Origin of the sequence: Streptosporangium sp. NPDC000509 (genome assembly GCF_042898365.1) — a bacterium.
GTDB lineage: Bacteria > Actinomycetota > Actinomycetes > Streptosporangiales > Streptosporangiaceae > Streptosporangium.
In genome coordinates this window covers 225,421-237,765 of sequence record NZ_JBIAYX010000008.1, presented here as the reverse complement: position 1 = coordinate 237,765, position 12,345 = coordinate 225,421, and the positions used below count along the sequence as shown (strand labels likewise).

Below are 12,345 nucleotides of genomic sequence, written 5' to 3'. Positions count from 1 at the left end.
CACGGCTGCCGAGACCTCACGGCGCGGATCCCCCGGGCCCCGTGGTCGCCGTGCGATCGGTAGCGCGTCGGCAGGGGCGCCCTACCAGCGGCCACTGCGCGTCTGGAGCACCGCCGCCGCGACGACGCCGGCCGTCGAGGTGCGCAGCACCGTCGGCCCGAGCAGCGCAGGCACCGCCTTGGCCTCGCGGAACGCGGCGATCTCCTCCCCTGACACCCCGCCCTCCGGTCCGACCACCACGACGATGTCGCCGCCCGCGGGGAGAGGCAGGCCGGACAGCGGGGAGGCGGCCTCCTCGTGCAGTACGACGCCCAACGCCGCCGCCGACAACAGGCCGGCCACCTTCGCGGTGGACGCGAGCTCCGTCACCTCCGGCAGGTGAAAGCGGCGCGACTGCTTGCCCGCCTCGCGCGCCGTGGAGCGCCAGCGGGCCAGCGCCTTGGCCGCCCGCTCGCCCTTCCACTGGGTGACGCACCTCGCCGCGGCCCAGGGGACGATCACGTCGACCCCCGCCTCGGTCATCATCTCCACGGCCAGCTCGCCCCGGTCGCCCTTGGGCAGGCCCTGGACCACGACCAGGCGCGGCGACGGCACGGGCACGTCGTGGCGGCGCAGCACCTCGACCCGGAGCGAGTCTCTGCCCGCCTCGGTCACCACACACTCGGCGACGGAGCCCGCCCCGTCGGTCAGGTCGAGCCGCTCACCCGCCCGCAGCCGCCGTACGGCCGCCGCGTGGCGTCCTTCGGGACCGCCGAAGACGAACTCCGGCCTGGCCAGGTCGGCCGGGTCCGCCAGGAAGACCGGGACGGTCATGGGCCGTCCGGGCGGACCGCCCCGAGGTGCCCCCGGCAACGCGACCGGGACGATGCCTCGGGACGGACCCGACGCCCCGGCCGGGAACCTGCACCGGGCAGGGTGCGGGCCGGACCGTGACGACGCAACCGGAAGCGGGGCGGAGCGGCCGTTGAGACCTGGTCAGCGGCCATTGAAAGCGTCCCGCAGGCGGGAGAAGAAGCTCTGCTGCCCGGGGGCGAACTTACCGGGCGGGCGCTCCTCGCCGCGGAGCCTGGCGAGCTCCTTCAGGAGCGTCTCCTGCTCAGCGTCGAGGCGGGCGGGGGTCTCCACGTTCACATGGATCAGCAGGTCGCCTCGGCCCGTCTCGTTCAGCCGTTGCACGCCCCGCCCGTAGAGGGGGATCGTCTGCCCGGACTGCGTGCCGGGACGGATGTCGAGCTCCTCGGCGCCGTCGAGCGTCTCCATGGTCAGGATGGTGCCGAGCGCGGCCGCGGTCATCGGGATCTGCACGGTGCAGTGCAGGTCGTCGCCGCGCCTCTCGAAGATCTCGTGGGGACGCTCGACGATCTCCAGGAACAGGTCTCCGGGCGGACCCCCGCCCGGGCCGATCTCGCCTTCGCCGGCGAGCTGGATGTGGGTGCCGTCCTCGACACCGGCCGGGATGCGGACCTTGATGGTCCGCCGGGTGCGAACCCGGCCGTCACCCGAGCACTCCTGGCAGGGATTGCGGATGATCGATCCGAAGCCGCCGCACTGGGGGCAGGGGCGGGAGGTCATGACCTGGCCGAGGAAGGACCGGGTGACCTGGGAGACCTCTCCCCGACCGTGACACATGTCACAGGTGTCGGGGTGGGTGCCGGCCGCGGCCCCTGAGCCCGTGCAGACCTCACAGACCACGGCGGTGTCGACGACCAGCTCGCGGGTCGTGCCGAAGCCCGACTCGCGCAGGTCGAGCTCGACCCTGATGGTCGCGTTGCGCCCGCGGCGGGCACGGGAGCGGGGGCCTCGGCCACCGCCTCCACCGGCCGCGCCGAAGAAGGCGTCCATGATGTCGCTGAACGGGAAGCCGGCGCCGAAGCCCCCGGCGCCCGCACCGCCGCCCGCGGCGAACGGGTCGGCACCCATATCGTACATCTGCCGCTTGCCGGAGTCGGACAGGACCTCGTAGGCCTGTGTGATCTCCTTGAAGCGCTCCTGAGTCTCAGGATCGGGGTTGACGTCGGGATGCAGCTCGCGTGCCAGGCGGCGGTACGCCTTCTTGATCTCTTCCGCACTGGCGTCACGGCGCACCCCGAGGGTGCCGTAGTAGTCGCTCTTAGCCACTTTTCGTTGACCTCTTATGATGCAGCCAGAATCTGGCTGACGTAGCGTGCCACCGCGCGCACCGCGCCCATCGTGACCGGGTAGTCCATTCGCGTCGGGCCCAGCACACCGAGCCGGGCGAGTTGCTTGTCCCCGGAACCGTATCCAGCGGCGACGATGGATGTGCCCTGGAGTCCGGTGTAGGGGTTCTCCGAGCCGATCCGCACGGTCAGCGCGGAAAGGTCCGAGGTCTCACCGAGCAGTCGCATGAGCACGACCTGCTCTTCCAGGGCCTCCAGCACGTCGCGGAGCCCGACGGTGAAGTCGGCTCCCGCGAGGTTGGCGGCCCCGGCAAAAACGATCTTCTCATCATGCCTGTCCACCAGGGACTCGAGCAGTACGGACAGGATAGTCGCCGCGAGCGGTCGATCCTCCGCGGGCAACCGCTCCGGCAGATCGGCGACCCGGTCGGGAACGCTGGTGAGCCCGCATCCGTCGAGGGAGGCGTTGAGCATCGCGCGCAGGTGTGCCACGCGCTGCTCGTCGATGACGTCGGGCACCTCGATCACGCGCTGCTCGACCCTGCCGGTGTTGGTGATCAGCACGAACATCAGCCGGCGCTCGCTCAGCGGCACCAGCTCGACGTGCCTGACCGTCGAGTGGGTCAGCGTCGGATACTGCACCACGGCGACCTGCCGGGTGAGCTGGGCCAGCAGCCGCACCGTCCGCATGACGACGTCGTCGATGTCCACGGCACCCGCGAGGAAACTCTCGATCGCCTTGCGTTCCGCGCTCGACAGGGGTTTCACCTGCGAGAGCCTGTCGACGAAGAGCCGGTAGCCCTTGTCGGTGGGCACCCGGCCGGCACTGGTGTGGGGTTGGGCGATGTAGCCCTGCTCCTCCAGCATCGCCATGTCGTTGCGGATCGTCGCCGGGGACACCCCCAGGTTGTGCCGGTCCGCGAGAGCCTTCGACCCCACCGGTTCGTTGGTGGACACGTAGTCCTCGACGATGGCGCGGAGCACGGCGAGCTTGCGGTCGTCGACCAACGTGGTCACCTCCCTGCCTGCGTTCAGAGGGAAACACGAGGCTTGGCACTCTGTGTTCCCGAGTGCCAAGTGTACGGCCCCCGCACGGAAGGCGCGATAAGCGAAAGCGGTGGATGATGACGGCAAGCCTTTGTCAAGTCAACTGCTATCGCGATCCAAGCGGTACCCACCACAATTTGCACATGTCCAACGATTTTGGTTCTTATCCGGGCGACGCCTCCCGCGGCCCCGGTCACGGCGGCCCTCAGCAGCCGTATGGTCAGCAGTACGGCCAGCAGCAGCCCGGCCAGCAATACGGTCAGCAGCCGTACGGCCAGCAGCCCCCCTCGTACGGTTACGCCCCTCCCGGTTACGGCGCCCCGCAGGGACCGCCTCCCAGCGGAAAGATCAAGCCTGGCATCGGGTGGATCGTCGGGGTCTGGTTGCTCGCCCTGGTCAGCATCGTCGTCGGCATCGGCGGCTTCGCCGGTGGCATCCTCGGCGCGGTCACCGACGCGGCCCCGACGCGGACGTTCGCCCCCGGCGAGACCGCGACGGTCGCGCTCGACCCGGCGGACAAGCCGGCGATCTACGTCGCCACCGGCGGGCCCACCAAGTTCGAGTGCACGCTCACCGGCGGTACGAGCACGCCCCGCCTGCAGAAGCCGGACATCCAGCAGACCGTCGCGGGATCCGACGGCGTCACCTGGGAGATGGGCCTGCGGGTCGGCGTGGACCAGGCGGGCGACTACCAGGTCCAGTGCTCCGCCGACCCCGCCGACGGCACGACCTTCGGCGTGGGCAGGGAACTGTCCGCCGACTCGCTGGTGGGCGGGGTGGCCGCCCTGTTCTTGATCCCCGGCATCGGGATTCTGCTCGCCATCGTCGTGACGATCGTCGTGCTGGTGAAGCGCAGCGGTGCCCGCAAGCGCCAGGCCGCCGCCGCGTCGTCGATGGGGCAGTGGGGACAGCCGGGACCCTACGGCAGGTGACGCCGGTGTTTGCTAGCGTCCCACCTGATCCCCGGCGAGAGAGGGTGGCGGTCGGTGATGTACGAGCGTGACGTTCTGGCGGGAGACTGGCGGCGCCCGCGCAGGGGGACGATCCCCCAGGTGCCCGCGGAGCTCGACCTGGTCGTCGAGGACGCCGACGGCGGCTTCTGTGGCGCCGTGGTGGCCTGCGACAAGGAGGCCGTCACCCTGGAGGACCGCTTCGGGCGCCGGCGGGTCTTCCCGCTGGAGCCGGCCGCCTTCCTTCTGGAGGGCAGGGTCGTGACCCTCGTACGACCCGCCGCCGCGCCGCGCGGCCCGAGGCGGAGCGCGTCGGGTTCCATCGCGGTCGAGGGCCTGCGGGCCCAGGTCGCGAAGGAGAGCCGGATCTACGTGGAGGGCGTGCACGACGCCGCGCTCGTGGAGAAGGTCTGGGGGCACGACCTGCGGGTCGAGGGCGTGGTCGTGGAGTATCTGGAGGGGGTCGACCACCTGCCCTCGATCGTCGAGGAGTTCGGCCCGGGGCCGGGGCGGCGGCTGGGTGTGCTCGTCGACCACCTCGTCCCCGGTTCCAAGGAGAGCCGGATCGTCGCGCGGATCTCCTCACCGCACGTACTGATCGTCGGGCACCCGTTCGTGGACGTCTGGCAGGCGGTCAGACCGCAGGTGCTCAGGATCCCCTCCTGGCCGTCGGTGCCCCGCGGGGTGCCCTGGAAGGAGGGTGTCATCGCCGCGCTGGGCTGGGATGTGGAGCCTGCCGCCGCATGGCGCCGCATTCTCGGATCGGTCACGACATATGCCGATCTGGAGCCAGAGCTCCTCGGCCCCGTCGAGGAGCTGATCGACTTCGTGACGGTTCCGGACGAGGACGGATAGGCCGTCAACCCATCAGGAGGGGACATGAGCGAGAACCCCGAAGGCCCATCGGCCGACGACCCGACGCGGCGGGTCGGCAACCCTCCGCCGGACCACTCCTGGCCGGGGCAGAGCACCCCGCCCCCGGACCAGGGATACGGGCCCGGCGGCCAGGGTCACCCCCCACCGGGCCAGGAATACGGATCCCACGGGCAACCGGACCAGCGGTACGGGGGCTACCCGCCGTACACCTCCCCGTACACCTCCCCGTACGCCTCCGACGGCTACCCGGGTGGTTACCAGCACGGATACCCCGAATACGGGGCGTACGGCCCCCCGCCGCGATACGGCCACCAGGCGCCCCCTGGAACGTACGGCCCGCGACCGGGCAGCGACGACACCACCATGGCGATGCTCGCCCACCTGCTGGGCCTGCTCACCTCCTTCGTCGGGCCGCTGGTGCTCTATCTGGCGAAGAAGGACGAGTCGCCCTACGCGCGCGACCAGGCCGCCGAGGCGCTCAACTTCCAGCTCACGGTGCTGATCGCCTACGCCGTCTGCTGGGTCCTGGCGTTCGTGTTCATCGGTTTCCTGCTGATGTTCTTCCTCTGGGTCGGATCGATCGTCATGGCGATCGTCGCCGCGCTGGCGGCCAACCGGGGAGAGACCTACCGCTATCCGATAAACATCCGCTTCGTCGGTTGACCCGCCCGGCGGACCGGCCGGTGCCCCGGAGCTCTCAGGTGAGATCCCGGACCAGGGCGTCCGCCAGGAGACGACCGCGCAGGGTGAGCACCGCACGGCCCGCCTTGAACGGCTCCACCTCCAGCAGGCCGTCGGCGAGCGCGCGAGCGACCACGGGCGGGCGTTCCAGCTCGCCGAGCGGGAAACCCCGGGCGAGCCGCAGCTCCAGCATCAGCCGCTCCACCGCCCGGTCCTGAGGGTCCAGCACCTCGCGCGCGTGCGCGGGCGAGGTGCCCTCGGCCAGACGCCGGGCGTAGGCGGCGGGGTGCTTCACGTTCCACCAGCGGGTGCCGCCGACGTGGCTGTGCGCCCCGGGACCGACGCCCCACCAGTCGCCGCCGGTCCAGTAGAGCAGATTGTGCCGGCAGCGCCCGGCCTCCGAGGTCGCCCAGTTGGACACCTCGTACCACTCGAACCCCGCCTCGGCCAGCATGGCGTCGGCGATCAGGTAACGATCGGCGGCCACGTCGTCGTCGGGCATCGGGAGTTCGCCGCGCCTGATCCTGGCGGCCAGCTTCGTTCCGTCCTCGACGATCAGCGAGTACGCGGAGACGTGGTCCGGCCCCGCCTCGATCGCCGCGGCCAGCGACGCGCGCCAGTCGTCGTCGCTCTCCCCCGGCGTGCTGTAGATCAGGTCGAGGTTGACGTGGTCGAACCCCGCCTCCCTCGCCTCCCGTACCGCCCGTGCGGGGCGGCCGGGGGTGTGGCGGCGGTCCAGCACCTGGAGCACGTGCTCGCGGGCGCTCTGCATCCCGAAGCTCATCCGGTTGAACCCGCCCGCGCGCAGCTCCGCCAGGTAGGCGGGATCCACCGACTCGGGGTTGGCCTCGGTGCTCACCTCGGCGCCGGAGGCGAGCCCGAACTCCTCCTCGATCGCCTTCAGGATCCGTACCAGATCCCCGGCGGGGAGCAGGGTGGGGGTTCCCCCGCCGAAGAACACGGTCTCGACCGGGAGACGCGCGGCGCCGAGGTTGGCCCGCGCCCGCCGCACCTCCTCGACGGCGGTGTCCGCGTAGTCCTTCTGCGAGGCGCCGGGGCCGAGCTCGGACGCCGTGTAGGTGTTGAAGTCGCAGTAACCGCACCGGGTCACGCAGAAGGGGACGTGGACGTAGAAGCCGAAGGGCCGCTCGCCGAGTCCGGCGAGCGCGCTCTCCGGGAGCTCGCCGGAGGCGGGTACGGGATCCCCGTCGGGAAGTGTGGATGGCACGCCTCAAGTCTGCCGCTTTCCCCGCGATGCCCGGTACGCCGAAGATCCGATGCTCAGGGACACCGACCGGCTCGAAGCCAGGGCCGTCGGCTTCGAGCCTCGGCCCTCGCCTATCGACCGGAGTCGCCGCCGTCGGCGAGGACCGTGGCCGGCGGAGGCGGGGGCCAGACCTTGCGGTCCTCGCGAGGCGACCGGGCACGGCCCCTCGGGGCCGGGTCGTCCGGTGCGGGCGGCCGGGGGCGCTCGTCCGGTGGAAGATGCTGCTGCCAGTCGGCGGGATCCTGCCGCCACTCTTCGGGCGGAATCCTGCTCCCGCCCGGAGGGACGCCCCCGGAAGGCCGCACCGAAGGGGTCTGAGCCGACGGGGCCTGGAGCGGCGGGAACCCGGCCGGCGAGGACCGGCTCGCCGAGGGCAGGCCCCCCGTGGACGCCCCACACCCGGGACATCGCGACAGCCCGCGCACAGGGGTGCCACATCGGTTGCAGAACGCCTGCTGCTCCATGCCTTACCAAGGTAGTCGAAGCATCCTGCCGTCCACCGGTCAAAACGCCGATGGCCGTTGACGGCCAGATCGCGCAGGTCTACGATCCGGGAAAACTTAAAGGAAAGTTTCCTATAAGTTACTATTCCAAGCAGTGGAGAAGCCCGTGCAGAGACTCCTCCGTAAAGTGATCGCGACAGCCCTCGCCGCGGGTCTCGTGGCGGTGGCCGCGCCGGCCCCCGCCCAGGCTCAGGCATCTCAGGGACTCCAGGGACACGGTGACCGCTACAAGCGGGTCGCCTACTTCGTCCAGTGGGGCATCTACGGTCGCAACTACCACGTCAAGGACATGGACACCAGCGGCGCCGCGGCCAAGCTCACCCACATCAACTACGCCTTCGGCTTCGTCAACGCCGAGGGCTCCTGCTACTCCCCCGACCCGTGGGCCGACTGGCAGCGCCCGGTGCCCGCCGAGCAGAGCGTGGACGGCGTCGCCGACGTCGAAGGGCAGGCGCTGAACGGCAACCTGAACCAGCTGAAGAAGCTCAAGGCCAAGCACCCCGGGCTCAAGGCCCTGATCTCCCTCGGCGGCTGGACCGGCTCGAAGTACTTCTCCGACGCGGTGCTGACCCCCCAGGGCCGCGCCAAGCTGGCCTCCTCCTGCATCGACCTGTGGCTGAAGGGCAACCTGCCCGGTACCGCCCCCGGCACCGGGGCCGGTGTGTTCGACGGCATCGACCTCGACTGGGAGTGGCCCGGCTCCTCAGGGGAGGTCGGCAACATCATCCGCCCCGAGGACAAGCGGAACTTCACCCTGTTCGTCGCCGAGATCCGCCGCCAGATGAACCAGTTCGACCAGCGCACCGAGCTGACCGCCTTCCTGCCCGCCGCCGCCGCGAAGATCGACGCGGGCTTCGAGGTCCGCGACGTCTTCAAGCAGCTCACCTTCGCCACCATCCAGGGCTATGATCTGCACGGCTCGTGGGAGACCGTCACCGGCCACAACGGCAACCTGTTCAACGACCGGCGCGACCCCCACCCGGTGAAGTACAGCGTGGACCAGACGGTCCGCGACTACCTCACGCGCGGCGCACCCGCCAAGAAGCTCGTGGTGGGCGTACCGGCGTACGGCCAGGGCTGGACCGGCGTCACCGGCGGGAAGAACGGCCTGTACGGCACCGCCACCGGCCCCGCTCCCGCCACCTACGCCGCCGGAAGCGAGGACTACAAGATCCTCGTGAAGAAGCCTGGCAAGCGCCACCGCGACCTGCTGACCGGGACCGTGTGGCTCTACGACGGCAACGAGTTCTGGTCCTACGACGACCCGGCCACGCTGCTGCAGAAGGCGGCCTACATCCGCCTGAAGGGCCTCGGCGGCTCGATGATGTGGTCCATCGACCAGGACGACACCCGGGCGTCGCTCACCTCGGCGCTCTACAGCGTCCTGCGCTGAGCGATCCCCCTCATACCGGGCGAGGCCGCAGGATCTGGGTCACCAGCGGCCTCGCCCGCACGTTTCAGCTATTTCTTGCTCTTGTCCGCGGAGGACTCGGTGGACAGCGCGGCGACGAACGCCTCCTGGGGCACCTCGACCCGGCCGACCATCTTCATCCGCTTCTTGCCCTCCTTCTGCTTCTCCAGCAGCTTGCGCTTTCTGGAGATGTCGCCGCCGTAGCACTTGGCGAGGACGTCCTTGCGGATGGCGCGGATGTTCTCACGGGCGATGACCCGGGCGCCGATCGCCGCCTGGATCGGCACCTCGAACTGCTGCCTGGGGATGAGCTCGCGCAGCTTCTTGGCCATCTCGACCCCGTAGGCGTACGACTTCTCCCGGTGGACGATGGCGCTGAAGGCGTCCACGGCCTCGCCCTGGAGCAGGATGTCGACCTTGACCAGATCCGACTCCTGCTCGCCCGAGGGCTCGTAGTCCAGCGAGGCGTAGCCGCGCGTACGGGACTTGAGCTGGTCGAAGAAGTCGAAGATGATCTCACCGAGCGGCATGGTGTAGCGGATCTCGACGCGGTCCTCGGACAGGTAGTCCATGCCCTGCAGGCTGCCCCGGCGGTTCTGGCAGAGCTCCATGATCGCGCCGATGAACTCCGAGGGGACGAGCACGGTCGTCTTGACCATCGGCTCGAAGACCTTCTCCACCTTGCCGGTGGGGAACTCCGAGGGGTTGGTGACGACGACCTCCTTGCCGTCCTCCATGATCACCCGATAGACCACGTTGGGCGCGGTCGAGATGAGCGAGAGGTTGAACTCGCGCTCCAGCCGCTCGCGGACGATCTCCATGTGGAGCAGGCCGAGGAAGCCGCAGCGGAATCCGAAGCCGAGCGCCGCGGAGGTCTCCGGCTCGTAGTCCAGGGCGGCGTCGTTGAGCTGGAGCTTGTCCAGGGCCTCGCGCAGGTCGGGGTAGTCGTCCCCGTCGATCGGATAGAGACCCGAGAAGACCATGGGCTTGGGGTGCTCGTAACCACTGAGCGCCTGGAGGGCCGGACGCGTCACGGAGGTCACCGTGTCGCCGACCCGCGACTGGCGGACGTCCTTCACCCCGGTGATCAGGTAACCCACCTCGCCGACGCCCAGCCCCTTGTCGGCGATCTTCGGCTCGGGCGAGATGACACCGATCTCCAGCGTCTCGTGCGCCGCGGTGGTGGACATCATCAGGATGCGCTCACGCTTGCCCAGGTGGCCGTCCATCACCCGGACGTACGTGATCACACCGCGGTAGGTGTCGTACACCGAGTCGAAGATCAGCGCACGGGCGGGCGCGTCGGCGTCGCCGACCGGGGCCGGAACGTTCGAGACCACGTGGTCCAGCAGCTCGCGAACGCCGACGCCGGTCTTGCCGGAGACCCTCAGCACGTCCTCCGGCTCGCAGCCGATGAGGTGGGCGATCTCCGCGGCGTACTTCTCCGGCTGGGCGGCGGGCAGGTCGATCTTGTTGAGCACCGGGATGATCGTCATGTCGTTGTTCATCGCCAGGTAGAGATTGGCCAGCGTCTGCGCCTCGATGCCCTGCGCGGCGTCGACCAGCAGGATCGCGCCCTCGCACGCCTGGAGCGACCGGGAGACCTCGTAGGTGAAGTCGACGTGCCCGGGGGTGTCGATCATGTTGAGGACGTAGTCGGTGTCGCCGACCTTCCAGGGAAGCCTGACCGCCTGCGACTTGATCGTGATGCCGCGCTCGCGCTCGATGTCCATGCGGTCGAGATACTGGGCACGCATGGAACGGTCGTCGACCACTCCGGTGATCTGCAGCATGCGATCGGCGAGCGTCGACTTGCCATGGTCGATATGCGCGATGATGCAGAAGTTGCGGAGCACAGCGGGGTCGGTCTGGCCAGGCTGAATGCGCACCGGGATCCGTTTCAACAGATTGATGACGATCATACGGCTGGCATGCCAGCCGTCTTCCATGGTGACATGTCCGGGTGATTGCCCGGACCAGAGCACGGCGCGGCCTGCGGTTCCTCGCTACGGTGGCGGCCCTGCTCCTCGCGCTTCCAGGGGTGGCCGTGGCCATCCTCACCCTGCAGTTTACCGGGACACCCGCCCCATGGGCGAAGACGACCGGCCACGACGCCCTGTGGCTGGGCCACGCGTGGGTCGACGGCCGCAAGACGGCCGACGACGTGCGGACCCTCGCCGCCCGGCTGCGAAAGACCGGGATCAAGGACGTGTACGTCCATTCCGGCCCGTTCGACTCGGACGGGACACTGCCCGCCGGCGCGTATCCGAAGGCGGCCGACTTCCTGAAGTGGTGGCGCGAGGAACTCCCCAAGGTCAGGGTGTCCGCCTGGCTCGGCCAGAAGGTCGACGGCGTCCTGGATCTCGACGACGCCGCCTCCAGGCAGCGTGTGCTGGAGGGGGCCCGTGCGATCACGGAGCTCGGCTTCGACGGCGTCCACTACAACTTCGAGCCGATCGGCGACGGCGACACCGACTTCCTCGACCTGCTCACCCAGACCCGGGCGATCGTGGGCGACGGCCTGCTCTCCACCTCGACCCCGCAGATCGAGCCGTTCCCGCTCGTCCGGCCGGCCGTCCGCGCGGCCCTCGGCCACGACAAGTACTGGTCGCCCGCCTACTTCCGCGAGGTCGCGAAGCTCACCGACCAGGTGGCGATCATGACCTACGACTCCTACCTCCCCTTCCCCACCGTCTACGGCGGCTACGTCGTACGGCAGACCTCGCTCGCGCTGGAGATCGTCCCCGAGGAGAAGACGGTGCTGATCGGCGCCCCGGCCTATCACGACCACGGTGTCTCCTGGGCCGACGAGGCCGAGAGCGTCGAGAAGGCGGCGACGGGCGCCCGGCTGGCGCTGACCTCGTACGGCAAGCCGCGCGAACGGTTCGGCCTGGCGCTCTATGTCGACTTCGCCGCCACCAAGGAGGACTGGGCGGAGTACGAGAAGTTCTGGTTCAAGCCATGAGGATTCCGGCCCGAGCCATCGGGACCACACGCTAGACTGATCAGGCATCCCTCTGCCCGGCCTGTCGATTTGAGTGTCGACCACGGCAGTTGGTAGCCTAGTCAACTGCGTGTGGCGCGCCCTCTCTGCCCGCGCGCCCCATCCAACGACATTCACCGAGGCTTCTTCGTGGCGAACATCAAGTCCCAGATCAAGCGCAACCGGCAGAACGAGAAGGCCCGGCTGCGCAACAAGGCTGTCAAGTCTTCCCTGAAGACGGCCATCCGCAAGTTCCGCGAGGCCGCCGACCAGGGTAACGTCGAAGAGGCTGTCGCGCTGCAGCGCGCCGCCTCCCGCCAGCTGGACAAGGCTGCCAGCAAGGGCGTGATCCACAAGAACCAGGCCGCCAACCGCAAGTCGGCGATCGCCCAGCGCACCGCCGCCCTGTCGGCCGCCAAGTAGTCCCAGGTTCCGCGAACGCCGCATCCCAAAGGGATGCGGCGTTTCTGCGTTTCACGCCGTCCCGCC

The 12,345-nt window shown here is 69.6% G+C and carries 11 protein-coding genes; 6 read left to right on the top strand and 5 right to left on the bottom strand.

Features of this window, described 5'->3' with window-relative positions:
• Positions 1-81: 81 nt before the first annotated feature.
• The 3 genes from ACFY3D_RS16965 to hrcA form a co-directional block, all read right to left on the bottom strand.
• Positions 82-813, bottom strand: a complete 732-nt coding sequence (locus tag ACFY3D_RS16965) for a 16S rRNA (uracil(1498)-N(3))-methyltransferase (RefSeq protein WP_362898430.1) — start codon at positions 811-813, stop codon at positions 82-84.
• 162 nt (positions 814-975) lie between these two features.
• Positions 976-2,118: a molecular chaperone DnaJ gene (dnaJ, locus tag ACFY3D_RS16960; RefSeq protein WP_362898431.1), complete on the bottom strand. Its 1,143-nt coding sequence runs from the start codon at positions 2,116-2,118 to the stop codon at positions 976-978.
• A 14-nt stretch (positions 2,119-2,132) separates the two neighbouring features.
• Complete coding sequence (hrcA, locus tag ACFY3D_RS16955) at positions 2,133-3,146, bottom strand: heat-inducible transcriptional repressor HrcA (RefSeq protein WP_362502214.1); 1,014 nt, start codon at positions 3,144-3,146, stop codon at positions 2,133-2,135.
• Between the two features lie 182 nt (positions 3,147-3,328).
• On the opposite strand from hrcA, the gene ACFY3D_RS16950 reads away from it, so the two are divergent.
• The 3 genes from ACFY3D_RS16950 to ACFY3D_RS16940 are packed head-to-tail and all read left to right on the top strand — an operon-like array spanning position 3,329 to position 5,674.
• Entirely contained in the window at positions 3,329-4,117 is a 789-nt protein-coding gene (locus ACFY3D_RS16950; protein WP_350944567.1) for a hypothetical protein, read from the top strand.
• Positions 4,118-4,174: 57 nt separating this feature from the next.
• Complete coding sequence (locus tag ACFY3D_RS16945; RefSeq protein WP_389980333.1) at positions 4,175-4,990, top strand: DUF3097 domain-containing protein; 816 nt, start codon at positions 4,175-4,177, stop codon at positions 4,988-4,990.
• 24 nt (positions 4,991-5,014) lie between these two features.
• Positions 5,015-5,674 carry a DUF4870 domain-containing protein gene (locus ACFY3D_RS16940; RefSeq protein ID WP_389980331.1) on the top strand — a complete coding sequence of 220 codons (660 nt, stop codon included), beginning with the start codon at positions 5,015-5,017 and terminating at the stop codon, positions 5,672-5,674.
• Positions 5,675-5,708: 34 nt separating this feature from the next.
• Here ACFY3D_RS16940 and hemW read toward each other — a convergent pair whose 3' ends face one another.
• On the bottom strand, positions 5,709-6,920 hold the full coding sequence (hemW, locus tag ACFY3D_RS16935) for a radical SAM family heme chaperone HemW (RefSeq protein ID WP_389980329.1): 1,212 nt from the start codon (positions 6,918-6,920) through the stop codon (positions 5,709-5,711).
• A 648-nt stretch (positions 6,921-7,568) separates the two neighbouring features.
• On the opposite strand from hemW, the gene ACFY3D_RS16930 reads away from it, so the two are divergent.
• A complete protein-coding gene (locus ACFY3D_RS16930) occupies positions 7,569-8,855 on the top strand; it encodes a glycoside hydrolase family 18 protein (RefSeq protein ID WP_350944573.1) in 1,287 nt (428 codons plus the stop codon).
• 68 nt (positions 8,856-8,923) lie between these two features.
• On the opposite strand, the gene lepA is transcribed toward ACFY3D_RS16930, so the two are convergent.
• Positions 8,924-10,795 (bottom strand): translation elongation factor 4, encoded by a 1,872-nt coding sequence (gene lepA / locus ACFY3D_RS16925; protein WP_389980327.1) that lies wholly within the window; start codon positions 10,793-10,795, stop codon positions 8,924-8,926.
• A gap of 41 nt (positions 10,796-10,836) precedes the next feature.
• Here lepA and ACFY3D_RS16920 point away from each other — a divergent pair, with 41 nt between their 5' ends.
• Both ACFY3D_RS16920 and rpsT read left to right on the top strand, forming a co-directional pair.
• Complete coding sequence (locus ACFY3D_RS16920; RefSeq protein WP_350944577.1) at positions 10,837-11,838, top strand: hypothetical protein; 1,002 nt, start codon at positions 10,837-10,839, stop codon at positions 11,836-11,838.
• A gap of 168 nt (positions 11,839-12,006) precedes the next feature.
• Positions 12,007-12,279 carry a 30S ribosomal protein S20 gene (gene rpsT, locus ACFY3D_RS16915; protein WP_362501329.1) on the top strand — a complete coding sequence of 91 codons (273 nt, stop codon included), beginning with the start codon at positions 12,007-12,009 and terminating at the stop codon, positions 12,277-12,279.
• The last annotated feature ends 66 nt before the right edge of the window (positions 12,280-12,345 follow it).